Raw genomic sequence first — 14,658 nt, 5'->3', positions numbered from 1 at the left:
GTACCAAGGCATCACCCCCTATTATCCAAAACATGGTAAAGCCCCTTAGGGCATCAAGAGATATAAGTCTGTTGTTCTTTTTCTCCAATCGCGGTAGTATTATATTCTACTAAGTTAACTAATGCGAAATAATATTCAAGAAATCTATATTAATTTTTTGCTTATTCATTATTCAGTTAATCATTTTCACCCTTCCAACATTCTCAACATAGTTTTCTCTGAGATTGGATTAATTGTTGTAAAAAAATAAACTAGCGGGCATCTTCAGGACTTTCCGTTTTATCCAAACTACTTTCTAATTTCCAAACATATCTTTCCGAATCATCGATAACCTTACCCCATTTCTCTAATAAATATTTAGCAAATTCAATTTGATTGCCTGTAGGCTCTGTTGCATAAGATTGTTCTTCCCATGTCTGCATTACCCATTGGCTTTCGAAAGTATAAAAATCCACTCTTTTTGGTTTCTCTCCCTTTATTCTTGCCCGCAGTTCGTTTATAAACAACTCCCATCTCGGTTTGTAATAGGTAGCCAACAATCCGCTCCACTCACGCCATGCATAATCCCTTAAAATGGATTCTTCTTCGGTCCAGGTTGTAATAAGCATTCTGGCATTTTTTTCATTTTGTATTTTTTGTTCGTTATTGGTTGCCAACGCTCTAGCGTCATTGATCCACCTCCCCAATAAAAACAAAGTTTCTGAGCGCAAAAGTTCGTCTTGGTCTTGTAACATTTCTAAAAATTCCGCAGATTTCATGTTAAAGGTTTCCAAATCATTTTGATGGTACGCTTCTACCATTTCATTATAGGGAATCTGGGCTACGTTAGCCATAAACTGCCTTGTAAAATCCACCACATCGTACTTATAGGTTTCCTCATCTTGAAGCTTATCGGAGTCCTTCAGCAAAAGTAGTATGGCATCTTTAAATTTCCTTTGATCGTAATGTACATCGATGGATGCCGTAAAGGCCGAAACCTTTTTAACATGAAGCGAAGGCCGTGCGCAGAATATGGATTCTGTAGGTCTTCTGTGCCCATCGTACACGCCGTATGCCGTATTAAGGAAAATGTTCCACGCTTCTTGGCTGTTGGAAGAATCAGTCCCATAGCGTCTTATGGCATAATTCGATATCCATTTATCCAAATCAACAACCTCCTTTTCCCAACGCATGTCGCTTATAAAATCATTGACCACATCGTTAACTTCAATACTCTCCCAAGAGGTTCCTAAACCTATTGGCGGGTTCCCGCTTCTTAATGCTTGTTTAAGGTTATCTGCAATGGCAGGTATTCTGCCATGCAACCCAATATTTCCGCCATATTGGATGATGGTACTGAAAATCCAGTCCTTACCATGAAATCCATTGGTCTTCTCCCAATTTTTAAAATACTCACTGCATAATTCCACCACTATAGTTTGGTCTTCATTCAACCCATCCAAAAGCTTCTTTTGTGGATTACCTCCCCAACCTTGTAATGTCCATTGCGCCTCTGGATTATACTCCAGCATTTTTTGTTGCACTTTTGCAGCTATACTTGTTATATCCAGTCCGTTTGTTTTTCCTCCTTCATGAAAAAGGTCGCCCGCAAAGGCATTAATCTTTCCATAAAGTTTATCTGTTTCTTCATACCAAGCTTTGGCCATTTCGTCAAATAAGGGATCGTTGGGGTGAAGCACGCCAGGTCTTTGATAGGTAATCCATTTACCTTGATCCAATATTTGGGCTTCAGGCAGCTTATCCGTTAGATTACTTGGCACCAAGCCCACAAACCCCGGTAATACGGGTGTCATGCCCAACGCTTTCATTCTTTCAAGTATGCGTTTTTGCAGTTGTGTCCTTTCGGCAATCCATGCATCAGTAACTGGCCCCCCTTGGCCTTCCAGATTCCCCATTAACCACCATGAGGTGTATGCAGGTCCCGAAATATAGGACTTAGCTTCTTGACTGGAATAACCAAAGCGCTGTAAAAAATTAAGCCATACTTCTTCTATTCCTATTATGGAAAGTGGCATATTCACTCCATTGAGTGCCATGAAATCTATTTCTTTTTCCCAGCGCTCCCAATTCCACCATGGCATGGTATAGTTAAATGCACAGTAACCCAATCCATAATGGTATTTATAGATGCTTTCCTTTCGGATTTTGTGTGTTACTTTAGGCAATGTTTCTCCAAGGTTTATCTGTTTTCCACTCCAGGAGACATGGCTCTTAGCTATGTGCTTTAAGTAATAATTTATTCCCGATGCTATGGAAACTCCATCTTTACCTCTAACAACAATCTTATTGTTAGCCCCTTGTTCTATTTCGAAGGTATAATTTACGGTATCTTTTAATTCTTCAAGAATGAATTGCTGATGGTGGTCTGGAAGAAGTCTTGCCAGCAAATCGTATGATGTTTTTAACGTTTTGGATGTTCCGTGTTCCTCACAGCTCCAAAAGGCTATAACGCTTATAAACACTAACAACAGCTTCGATGATCTTATCATAATACAGTTTTCTTGATTGGTCATTTAACGGTTACAAACGGGAAACAAATGGAAATACCGATGATTCTGTATGTGCTGATTCCATAATTTGTTCCATCTCTTTTACTTTTTCCGGATACTGGGATGTCAGATTGTTTGTTTCTGCTTCATCCACAGATAAGTCATAAAGCTCCAATGTGCCAGTAGGTGTTTTAAACACATTGTATTTTACGGCTTTCCATTTGCCTTTTCTAACGGCTATCCTTCCGCCCATCTCATGAAACTCCCAATAAAGGTATTCATGTTTTTTCTGACCTTCCTGCTGAAGCAATGTTGGGAGAAAAGAAATACCATCGACATGGGTATTGACCTGTGTTTCGGTCAATTCGGAAATGGTGGGCAACACATCCCAAAATGCCGAAATATGGTCTGTGGTAGTTCCCGGCTTAATTGTACCTGGCCAAGCGGCAATCATAGGGGTACGTATGCCCCCTTCGTATAAATCGCGCTTATAACCTCTAAATGGCCCGTTACTATCAAAATAATCAGGGTCTGCACCTCCTTCTTTATGGGCGCCGTTATCGGAAGTGAATATTACCAATGTATTGTCCATAATACCCAAATGTTCCAGCTTTTTTATAAGTTCCCCAACTTGTTTATCCAGTATGGCAACCATAGCTGCGAATGTTGCATGCGAATTGTCCTGTGAACCATAAGGCCCCGTTCTAAATTTTTCACCGTCATCAACTCCCCTGTATATTTTCTCCGGTAGAAACGCCCCTCTAAAGGGTTCCATTTCTTCATCAGGCACCAAAAGTTCGGCATGGGGAAGTGGTGAGGCATATAGCATAAAAAATGTAGTGTCCTTATTTTTTTCCATGAACTTAATGGCTTCTTCATGGATTAAATCTGGTGCATATATCGCCTTTCCCTGTCCTTCATTGCCTTCCAAAACTACTTTTTCCTGATTGTGCCATAAATGGTAGGGATAGTAATGGTGTGCCAATCGTTGGCAGTTATAGCCAAAAAACTCGTCGACACCTTGATGGTTGGGATCGCCTTCGGATGCTGGAAAGCCCAATCCCCACTTACCAAACACTCCTGTTCGATACCCAGCGTCTTTAAGGAGTTCGGTGACAGTTGCCACTGAGTCAGGCAAAGGATGTTGACCTTCTGGTAAAATTTCCCTGTTTCCCCTAACTGCGGTATGTCCCGTATGCTGTCCTGTTAACAGGGCCGATCGGGATGGTGCGCAGACCGTAGAACCGGAATAGTGTTGGGTAAAAAACATTCCCATTGATGCCAACTTATCTATATTAGGGGTTTTAAATTTTTTCTGCCCTAAAAATCCCAAATCGCCATAACCCAAATCGTCCGCTAAAATGTAAATGATGTTTGGCTTTTTACTAATCTGGTCCGATACGTTCTTTTTCTCTGTTTCCTTGCATGATTTTAAAAGCAACAGGCTCATTACCAAGACACAGAATGTTATTTTATCAAATAAAAAATTCATCTATATTTATTTATTACTGTTTTATTTTTTGTGTTGAAAAAAGCCTTAATGTATCGTTATTGCTCCCCACCAAAAATCCAAATGGCGCATTGACTCCTAACTTAATTGGCTTGATCTGTTTTACATTATAGGGCAGCATAATACCGCTTTTTTTAAAGGATTCAAAAGATATGGAATCGTTTTTTTTATGTTGCTTTAGCAAAAAACCTACGGATGCATCGGCTCGGGTCGTCTCTATTTCAACATCATAATTATTCCCGGCACCAAGCAAATCCAACAGGCCATCTCCATCAACATCTACAGGTATTATGCCGTTTAATGTGGATAATTGTGCTTCTACAGGCAGTTTTTGCTGAACAAAAGCACCTCCTCTATTCCATAAAATCAAACTACTGAACGTATAAACTTTCAAATGGATCCTTGGCACATTAAAAGGAGTGCTCAATATTTGGTGTATGTCTGCATCTGCAAATTCAGCATAGGTCTTAAAACGCTGTGATACATTGGGCAGCTGTTCCGTTGCGCAGTCTTTTCCGCGAATGGGAACTTGCCTACCTTTCAGCTCTTTTGCCAAAAACACATCTATGTTGTTGTTCTTATCGTAATCACCGGCAAATACATGAAACGGTTTTTCTTTTGTGGCCTTGTATTTGTAATTCTCGCCCAGGTTTCCAGCAATAATGTCCTTATCGCCATCGTTATCGAGATCGACCCCAACCAATGTATTCCACCAGCCATTGGTTTGCAATAACCCATAGTCTTTAGTAACTTCTGTAAAGTGGTCTGTTTCATACCTAAAGACCTGAATAGGCATCCATTCTCCAGCAACAACCAATTCAAGTACTCCATCGTTTTCCAAATCGGTAGCAATGGCCGTATTGACCATACCCAAATTTTTAAATGGAATGCCCTCTGGAAAGGTAAGATCCTTAAAATTGCCGTTATCGTTTTTAAGCAGTACGCTGGCCTCTGCATAGGGATAGGCTCCTGGAATGGCATGACCTCCTACAAAAAGATCCAGATCGCCATCATTATCGTAATCTAATGCTGTTACACAGCTCCCTGAAAAATCCATGTTGGGCAGATGAGACTTGGTAAACTGTCCTTTGCCATTGTTTATATAGAGACGATCTTGATACAATCCTTTGCGCATTTCAAATTCGTATCCACCGCTCACTACGTAAAGATCCATATCCCCGTCATTGTCCGCATCAAAAAAGATGGATTCCATGTCCTCAAAATTTTTGTCCTGCTCCAATACTTTAGATTGAAGTTTCGAGAAATTCCCCTGTTTGTCCTGAATGTAAAAAACGCCCAATTGCCCCTTTGCTCCTCCAATAAAAAAATCCTCCAATTGGTCTTGATTGATATCGGCCACTGCAATATATGGTCCCTTTCTCGACATTTGGTGGGGCAGCAAAACCTGTGTATTGTAATCATCAAATTCGTTCTCTATATGTTTATAGGGCTCATTAAAACTGATGGTTGTCTTCTCATGAAAAAGGTTCAAACTGTCCTTAACAGAATTTTTCCGTTCCCTTGAAGCTGTGTAAGAAACACTCAGGTTTTGATTGACTGCAATATCTTTAAAAAAAGTTTCCCTGCCGTCCGGCCATTGCACTTTTAGCCAATCTATAGCATCTACAGTACCTATCCCAAAATGGGCGATTGGTTCTAGAGATGAGAGAAACCCTCTTGTGGTCTTCATTTGGAAATACCACATTTTATTTTGGGCGTGCAGTGTTATTTTTGCCCCCAATCCATCTGGATTTTGTTGGGGCCCTTCTAGTTTAATCCTTATGTAATTCTTCTTATTATTGGTGTTGTTTTTGTAAATATGTACCGGCTCATCTATATTGTTAATAATCAAATCCAAGTCCCCGTCGTTGTCCAAATCGGAGGTAGCTGCTCCATTAGACAGCGTTGGTATTTTAATTCCTGATTCGAAACCGGTGTCCACAAATTTTAAGTTTCCTTTGTTTTTAAAGTAACCATTGACAAGCTTATTGGTCTGGTATAATTTTATGATGTCTGGGGCAATGGCATCGGTGAGTTCTTCCCAGGACTTGTACTTATGTTTATGTTTTTTTATTAGGGCTTCTATTTTTGGCTTTACATCCCTATCATAGACGTCCCTTTTAATTCCATTAGCCACAAAAAGATCCCGATACCCATCGTTATCAAAATCTTCCAAAAGACATGCCCAACTCCAATCGGTTTTGTCTACTTGTGCATATTCAGCAATGTCGCTGAATATTTCACCATTTCTGTTAAGCTGGAGTGTATTGTGCATATATTGCCTATGAAAACCATTGTCCAATAATGATTGGTATCCCGCTCGATTCATAGGTGCCATGGTGGTTTTTGAACGCTTGTAGTCCGATGGCAACATTTCACTAACCATAATATCTTCAAAGCCATCATTATTAATATCGGCAATATCGACACCCATTGCATAAAAAGAGATATGCTGGGTATATGATTTTATGCGTTCCGTTACCGTTCCGTCACCGTTATTCATGTAGAGGTAATCATTCTCGGCAAAATCGTTGGTTACATAAATATCCGTAAAACCATCGTTATTTATATCGGCGGTAACCACTCCAAGGCCATATCCATAATTAGGAAGTAACCCAATGTCCTTACCTTTCTCTATGTATTTGCCATTGACATTTAAGTAGAGTTTATCCCTGTGCATGTCCTTAGATGCTTCTTTTTGTTCTAAATAATGCGAGATTGGTATAAAAAAGGTATTCGGTCTGTTGGTTATGTAGAGATCCAAATCATTATCATTATCAAAATCGAAGAATGAGGCTTGTGTTGAATACCCGTTGTCGTCCAATCCATATTTGGCTGCTTGTTCCGTAAAGTGCATGTTCCCATCGTTAATGTAGAGCAGATTTTTTCTGTCTTCCATTTGGTCGTTCCAACCGCCACGGCATACGTAAATATCCAAATGGCCATCGTTATTGATATCTACCATGGCCACACCATTCCTCCAACCTTTAATTTTATGGATACCCGCCATCTCGCTAATATCCTTAAACTTCAATCCTCCTTGGTTTAAATAGAGCTTATCGCTCACTTGATTGCCCGTAAAATAAATATCGGCCAATCCATCGTTATTGATATCCCCAACGGCTACACCACCGCCATTGTAGGCATAATTAAAAAGGTCTATAAAATTATTTTCATCTTCGGTAACGTTATTCGTAAAGTGTACCCCCGTATGTTCTGGAGAAAGTAAACTGAACTGCTCTTTGACTTCATTATTACCCGCTTCTTTTTTACAACCACTTAGAAGTATGACAAAAAAAAGTAATGCAAACCATTTAGGGCGTTTTACTGAAAATGACATTTGATTGTTTTGTTCAATTGTTTAATGCTTTATCGTACTATACTATAAAAGGTAACCTGCAACCGTTCTTAAACGGTTGCAGGCATTAAAACCAACTCAAATTGAAAATAACACAACTAATTCTAATATTCTGGGTTTTGTTCTATGTTGGGATTCACGATAATCTCCTCATCAGGTATTTTAAACAATACGTGATGCGGTTTAATATTTGCTGCTCCAAGCGGATTGGAACCAGAAACAGATTTTACGGCAGCTTCCAGTACATCGTAACCCCAGTGTATTAAGTACCATCTTCTTAAACCTTCGCCACCTAATTCCCATCTATTTTCTGCTATTAAAGCCGTTTTGAAATCTTCTTTGGACATACCAGGAGCTAAATCGTGCAACATATCTCCATAAGCTCTTCTACGTAGTTCGTTTACCCGAGAATATGCCAAGGTAGTAGGCCCGTTGTTGATTTCATTATCAGCTTCGGCCGATATTAAATAGAGTTCCGCCAAACGTTGCATGGTTACGTCACGGCTTCCGTTATTCGGGTTTTCGTCAAAGGCAATCCATTTAAGGTTGTAATAGCCCCCTGCTCCAGATGTACCACCGTCTAACGTTGTAAAAGTACCATCTTCACGTTCTGCTTCGTGCCACCAAATATCTTTTCGGGCATCTCCGGTTTGATAGCTATCGTAATTTTCTTTAATGGATTGATAAATGCCCCATCCTTGAAAAAGTTCTCCCGTTGTGTTTACCGTTTTTCCATCGGGACGTACTACGCCATTAGCGGCTATATCACTTCTAAATTTACCAGCTTCATCCCTACCTCTTGGCGAAGAGAAGGAATGTACCGAACTCCCCCTAATATCGGTTTCTTTATGGATAACATGAACCAATTCACTATTAAAACGATTGGTAAAATCGAAAATATCCATATAATTAGGCAAAAGACTATGAGGTGAATTAGTAATAACATCTTCTGCCTTATCCTTTGCATTTTGCCATTGTTTATCGAACAAATACACTCTTGCTAAAAGCCCCTTGGCCGCCCATTTGGTAACCCGTCCCCATTCGCTAGATTCTCTTGCGGAAGGTAAGTGTTGCTCGGAAAACTTTAGGTCACTAATAATCAGTTCCCTAACCTCTGCAGAGGTAGCTCTTGGCAATTCCCCAACAGCCTCTAGGTCGGTCAACTCATCTGTCCATAAAGGAACGCCTCCGTACATGATATTTAATTGATAGTACAGAAGTGCCCTGATAAATCGAGCTTCTGCAGAAATTTCATTTTTAAAGGCTTCTGGAAAATCGCTAGCCTCTACTCGGGCAATGACCAAATTCACATTACTTATTCCCTCATACCTTTGTCCCCAAGCAGCTCTATAATCAGAAGTCAGGTTTTCCATGTTCCAATGTTGATATACATTATAGAAGGAAATAGAGCGGGTAAGCCCAACATCTGTACCCAAATCGCCCAATTGCAATACGTGAAAATCACCTATCCATGCAAAATGGAGAAAGTTATATGATCCAAAAAGTGCCGCTTCGGTCTCAGCTTGGGTATTAAAAAACTCGCTTGGACTTGTAAACCTTTTTGGTTTTTCTATAAGATCGTTTTCGCATCCTGTTAATACAACAATGCTGAATACTGCTATAAATATATATTTAAACTTCATGTTTCTAGATTTAAAATTTAGCATTAATACCGAATAATATCGTCCTACTCTGCGGATATACAGTTTGGTCAAAACCTCTGCGTGTCCTACCTCCATTTTGCTTCGCATCTTCAGAGTTTACATCGGGAGTAAAGCCCTCATAGCTTGTAAGTGTAAACAAGTTGCTTATGTTGGTGTAAACCGATAGCTCATCAAATACACCTATCTTTTCAACCGGGATTTTATATTCCAGATTAAGTGTTTTTAATCTTAAAAAAGATCCGTCATAAACATCATAACTGTTACCTGTAAACCCTGGATAACTAGAGAAATAAGAATCTTCCATACTACCCGCTCTAGGTATATTGGAACCTGTATTGCTTTCGGTCCATCTATTTCTATTGCGTCCATATACGTTGGTATTAAATCCTGTATTGAAATTTCTTCCGGACAGGTCATAGATGTCATTACCTACGCTAAAATCAAAAAACAGGTTTAGAGTAAGCCTCTTATAGGTAAATGTATTGTTCCATCCTCCATAAAAATCTGGGTTAGGATCGCCTATTATCTGTGCATCTAATGCAGATATGCTTCCGTCTTCGTTTAGATCTTCCCACTTAGGGCTTCCTGGAAGGTTAGAGCCTAAATCCGGGTCATCTGCCTGATATACGCCTAAATATTTTGCTCCAAAAAATGTCCCCACAGGTTTTCCTATAATCAATGCCGTACCTACTCCATTTTGAATAGTGTCCTTATCTGCTAAAGCAAGAACCTTGTTATTGTTCTTTCCTAGGGTTATAGATGTTTCCCATTTAAAGTTATCGGTTTTGATTGCCCTAGCTGTAATAGTTACATCAAAACCTTTATTTTCTATAGATCCAATATTTGTCAATTGATCTTCAAAACCTGTTTGTCGAGCCAAAGTTGCATTCAACAACAAATCTTCTGTGGTCTTCTTATAATAATCGAACTCTATATTCAATCGGTTTTTAAAAAGCCCGCTTTCCAGTCCAAAATCAAACTGACTTGTAGTTTCCCACGATAGATTTTCGTTGGCAGCAAGCCCCTGAATTACGGTATTAACTTCTTGCCCACCAATTAGTGTGGTACCAGATTGCAGCCTTGCCAATGTAGCATATGGGCTTATGGACTGATTGCCTGTTTGGCCATACGACATCCTTAATTTTAAATTACTGAACACATCCAAATCCTTTATAAAAGGTTCTTCAGACAGCCTCCAAGCTAAGGCTGCTGAAGGGAAAAATTGCCATTTTTTTCCTTCAACCAATCGAGAGGATCCATCCCAACGACCACTTACCGTAAAAAGGTATCTGCTTTTATAAGAATAGTTCGCTCTGAAAAAACCTGAAAGCAATGTCCATTCCGATTCACTAGAAAACACCTCTCTAAGAGCTGGGTTTCCAGCTTCTAAATCGTGGTAAAGATTGGAGTCATTAAAAAACTCATCTGCCCTACCTTCTAAATCTTCCCTCTTAAAGTTCTGATAGGTAAATCCTCCTAAAAGCCCCATAGTATGGTCCCCTACAGAAATGTTATAGTCTATTGTGTTTTCATTTTGGATAGTAATTGGAAAACCAGTAACTACTCTAGCAAAACCTCCATTATCAAAGAAAGCCCTAGTTGGCAACTCCGTCGATTGGTATATATTTAATTTAGTAGATGAAATATCAAAACCAAAAGTAGATTTTAATATAAGTCCCTTGGCTGGCTGTAATTGTGCATAAATATTACCAAAAGCCCTGTTTAATGTAGTTTCGCTTAAGATATTTTCATTGGCCGCAATAGGATTGTTAAAAGCCGAACCATGTGTTTGGTTAATGCGGAAAAAAGTACCATCATCATTGTAAATAGGTGCGGTAGGATACAAACTTAAACCACCTGCTTTGGGATTTTCCCTTAATGTCCTAACACCGGAAATAGAAGCTCCCATACGAAAGGATTGACCAATTTTCTGATCGAAATTTAACCTGAACTGATAACGATCAAAGCTTGTGCCCAACTGCGTTCCTTGATTGGTAAAATAGTTCATTGAAAAGAAATAGTTACTGTCTTCTGATGCCTTAGCTATACTCAAATTATGCTCATTAACAGAACCACTATTGAACAAAATATCCTGCCAATCGGTATTGGCAAAAGTCTCCGAAGGCGGGAAAGGGGCATCTTCAGGATTGGTGTTTCCCGTACTATATGCAAAGAACTCATTTTGGAAGGCCACAAATTCCGGGCCATTTAAAAGATCCAGCTTTTTAACAGGTTGTTGAACTCCATAATACGCATTGTACCTAATTACTGCTTTAGATTCTCCTTTTCCTCTCTTGGTCGTTATAAGAACAACCCCATTTGCTCCTCTAGATCCATAAATGGCTGTTGCGGAAGCATCCTTTAATATTTCTATAGACTCAATGTCCTGTGGATTAATAGTATTTAAGTCACCGCCTCCAATAAAACCATCGATTACAAATAATGGCTCGTTAGATGAGTTTATGGAGTTACCGCCCCTAATTCTAATACTTGTACCCGATCCTGGAGCACCGCCTGAACTGACTACTTGGACACCAGAAACACGACCTTGTAATGCCTGATCTATTCTAGGAGCACGCTGTTTCTCGATTTCTTCTGCTTTAATAGATCCTACTGCTCCGGTTAAATCACTCTTCTTAACCTGTCCATAACCTACGATTACTATTTCATCCAAACCGGCAGCCTGCTCCTTTAAAGACACCGCTATCTGAACCTTTCCATTTAATGGAACCTCAACGATTTGAAACCCTAAATAAGAAACCACCAATGTGGTGTTTGGGTCTTCTACTTGAAGCGAAAAATTTCCATCGAAATCGGCCTGAGCACCATTTGTTGTTCCTTTCTCTAAAATATTGGCTCCTGGTAATGGTTGTCCATTTAAGTCCTTGATAGTCCCTTTTATTTCAATTTTTTGTTGGTCTAGCTTTAAAGGAACTTTGTAATCAAGGATTTTTTCCTTTTCAGATTTGTTTTTTTTAAGTTTTAGTATGATTTGTTTTTTTACAACTTTATAGCTAACACTGGAGCTTTCAAACAATCTATCTAAAATTGAGGACAGACGTTCATTGTCTGCTTTAATGGATACTATTTTTTTGTAATTAACATGTTCATAATCATATAAAAATTTAAACTCTGTTAAAGATTCTATCTCATCTAAGACTTTTTCTAAACTCACTTCATTAAGATCCATAGAAACCCTTGCTTTTTGGGCATAGGACTCATTAGCTTGAAGTTGAAATAAAGAAACTATTAAAAAGAGAACCGTTAGTTTCATTTTTAAGTCAAATTTTAGTGGAAAAGAAACATACTTCCTTATCCTAAGTACTTTTTTCATATTTTTGTAATGTTTAGGTGGTTAATTATTTTAATCACTATTTTAAATCGGAAGATGTTCGCCGCATCTTTCGATTTTTTTTATAACCACTGCAAAAATGCAGTTAAATTTCATTGTTTTAATAATTAGCTTTTATATCATAGGCATAGTTTGTTAGGTTAATTTATAATTATTATATTACTGGTTATACTATAATCTATCCCATAATACTCCTTAAAAGCGGCAAATACTTCTTCAATAGTTTCCACATCAAAACTGGCCGCTAGGTACCTGTCCCCTATATCAACATTATTGTTAACAATAGTTACGTTATAATGCCGTTCAAGTTTCCTTATAACGTTATCAAAGCTTATATGCCTAAAAATAATCTTGCCGCTAATCCATGCGGTATGCATTTCAATATCGGCCTCATCCACAACCATCTGTTTTGTGTTTTTATCCCAGGATGCCAAGAATCCAGGCTTTAACAATGTTCTCTCTGCTGTTTGTTCACTACTTATACTAACGGAACCCTCTACCAATACGGTATTAATATGGGTGTCTTCTGGATAAGACGATATATTAAATTGGGTTCCCAGTACTTCAACATTAATATCATTAGCATTAACTATGAATGGGTGTGCTTCATCCTTGGCCACATTGAAATACAATTCTCCAGATGCAAACACTTTACGGTCATGTCCTTCAATAAAGTTAATGGGGTATCTTAAAGAAGATCCTGCATTTAAATCTACAAGGGTGCCGTCCGACAACTTGACCTGGAAATGTTTACCATAAGGTACATTTAAAGTACTGTAAACAAGTCTTTCTTTTTCAACACCTTTGGTATAGATTAATTGATTTCCTTTTTGAACCCCTATTACATTGCCTTCCTTATCTTTTATTTGTATTGAGTCACTTTCTTGTATCTCTTCTAAAACGCCATTATCCAACTGCAGCGTTATTTTCTCCTCTAGTATGATTATGCCTTCATCCTGTTTTGTAAAAGCACCTTGTTGATAAAAATAGGTAAGTCCAAATAACAGCACAAAAATTGCAGCGTACTTGTAATAATGTCTAAATGGCTTATTTTTCTTTTTACTATTTATTTTATCCTGAATCTGAGACCAAGACTGTGCTTTAAACATGTCCTCACTCCCCAAAATAAAATCTGGCCATTTACCTTTCTTGTCTTGATAGGATTCCAGAAAGATCTCCAACAATTCAAGTTCTTTTTCAGAACACTTGTTGTTAACATACTTTGTAAAAAGTCTTTTAGCTTGTTTTTTATTCATTTTGAAAACATTATTGTTTAGGGAATTCTTCCTCGTTATTAAGTAACAAAAAACACCTGATGGTACACGTTAATGTGCTTATTTTTTAAAATTTTCTTTAAAATAATAAAGAATTTCTTGAAACGAACTATTCTCTAGGCAGAGCCTCTAGCAATTCTTTTCGATTAAGAGAGTGTTATTTTAAGGAAAATCGATTATCACCTAAACTAAGGGAACACTAATAAAATAAAGAATTACCCCATCACTTTGAAGATCTTTCTTGATAAGGGAAAGTGCTTTTGAAATTTGATTTTTAACCGCTTGAATGGATATTTCCAACTCCTCTGAAATTTCTTTGTTGGACTTGTAATGAAACCTACTTAATTCGAAAATTTCTTTACATCGTTTTGGTAGTTTATTGACAGAGGCATATATGGTTGTTTCCAGTTCATGATACTCCATTTTCTGCGAAGCATTTATAGAAAGATCAATTAAATTTAACCTTGTAATGTCCTCCTTAGATATTTTTTGATCTCTAAAATAATTAAATATCTTATACTTTACTGACTTGAAAAGATACGATTTGATATTGTTTATATTTTTGCTTTGCCTCTTGTTCCAAAAATCAATAAAGATATTTTGAACAATATCCTCACACACCTCTTTATTCTTTATTATATTGAAAGCATACAGAAACATTTTTACGGAATACCTATCATGTAACACTTTAAATGCTAGTTCATTATTTAGTACAACTAGTGCTAACAACTCCTTGTCCTTTTGAATTTCAAGCATGAATTTTATATGTTAATTTTACTCCAAATATAAACTAAAACTAATTTTGTCAAAATTTATATGATGTTACTAAAAATAAGGTTCTATTTTTTAATTATCAAATCGAGGCCTTTTATTAATGACACTATATCACCATTCCCATTTTTTGAAGACTCATAAGGGCTATTTACCCATTTGTCTTCCCATTTTTTTATTTTAATTTCCTCTCCTTCCTTTTGAGCATTATACCAAGCCTGCCATCTGGCCAAATAGTAA

7 protein-coding genes are annotated in these 14,658 nt (G+C 37.9%); all 7 read right to left on the bottom strand.

Annotated features, from left to right (window positions below):
• Positions 1-251: 251 nt before the first annotated feature.
• Positions 252-2,513 (bottom strand): alpha-N-acetylglucosaminidase, encoded by a 2,262-nt coding sequence (locus tag AADI82_RS08680; RefSeq protein ID WP_341216051.1) that lies wholly within the window; start codon positions 2,511-2,513, stop codon positions 252-254.
• A gap of 7 nt (positions 2,514-2,520) precedes the next feature.
• The gene (locus AADI82_RS08675) at positions 2,521-3,981 is read right to left on the bottom strand and encodes an arylsulfatase (RefSeq protein ID WP_341216050.1); all 1,461 of its coding nucleotides are present in this window, start codon (positions 3,979-3,981) and stop codon (positions 2,521-2,523) included.
• A gap of 13 nt (positions 3,982-3,994) precedes the next feature.
• Positions 3,995-7,339, bottom strand: coding sequence for a VCBS repeat-containing protein (locus tag AADI82_RS08670; RefSeq protein WP_341216049.1), 3,345 nt, complete (start codon positions 7,337-7,339; stop codon positions 3,995-3,997).
• 122 nt (positions 7,340-7,461) lie between these two features.
• Entirely contained in the window at positions 7,462-9,000 is a 1,539-nt protein-coding gene (locus tag AADI82_RS08665) for a RagB/SusD family nutrient uptake outer membrane protein (RefSeq protein ID WP_341216048.1), read from the bottom strand.
• A gap of 10 nt (positions 9,001-9,010) precedes the next feature.
• Positions 9,011-12,295: a TonB-dependent receptor gene (locus AADI82_RS08660; RefSeq protein WP_341216047.1), complete on the bottom strand. Its 3,285-nt coding sequence runs from the start codon at positions 12,293-12,295 to the stop codon at positions 9,011-9,013.
• A gap of 218 nt (positions 12,296-12,513) precedes the next feature.
• Entirely contained in the window at positions 12,514-13,629 is a 1,116-nt protein-coding gene (locus AADI82_RS08655) for a FecR domain-containing protein (RefSeq protein ID WP_341216046.1), read from the bottom strand.
• Positions 13,630-13,830: 201 nt separating this feature from the next.
• Positions 13,831-14,403 carry an RNA polymerase sigma-70 factor gene (locus AADI82_RS08650; protein WP_341216045.1) on the bottom strand — a complete coding sequence of 191 codons (573 nt, stop codon included), beginning with the start codon at positions 14,401-14,403 and terminating at the stop codon, positions 13,831-13,833.
• Positions 14,404-14,658 lie beyond the last annotated feature (255 nt).

This window comes from uncultured Wocania sp. (genome assembly GCF_964021735.1).
In the GTDB taxonomy this organism is placed as follows: domain Bacteria; phylum Bacteroidota; class Bacteroidia; order Flavobacteriales; family Flavobacteriaceae; genus Wocania_A.
The sequence above is the reverse complement of the archived record's forward strand: the minus strand, read 5'-3'. Positions and strand labels throughout refer to the sequence as shown.

Coding starts and splice junctions, on each gene's coding strand:
- AADI82_RS08680 (WP_341216051.1), bottom strand. CDS start 2,513: ATGACCAATCAAGAAAACTGTATTATGATAAGATCATCGAAGCTGTTG.
- AADI82_RS08675 (WP_341216050.1), bottom strand. CDS start 3,981: ATGAATTTTTTATTTGATAAAATAACATTCTGTGTCTTGGTAATGAGC.
- AADI82_RS08670 (WP_341216049.1), bottom strand. CDS start 7,339: ATGTCATTTTCAGTAAAACGCCCTAAATGGTTTGCATTACTTTTTTTT.
- AADI82_RS08665 (WP_341216048.1), bottom strand. CDS start 9,000: ATGAAGTTTAAATATATATTTATAGCAGTATTCAGCATTGTTGTATTA.
- AADI82_RS08660 (WP_341216047.1), bottom strand. CDS start 12,295: ATGAAACTAACGGTTCTCTTTTTAATAGTTTCTTTATTTCAACTTCAA.
- AADI82_RS08655 (WP_341216046.1), bottom strand. CDS start 13,629: ATGAATAAAAAACAAGCTAAAAGACTTTTTACAAAGTATGTTAACAAC.
- AADI82_RS08650 (WP_341216045.1), bottom strand. CDS start 14,403: ATGCTTGAAATTCAAAAGGACAAGGAGTTGTTAGCACTAGTTGTACTA.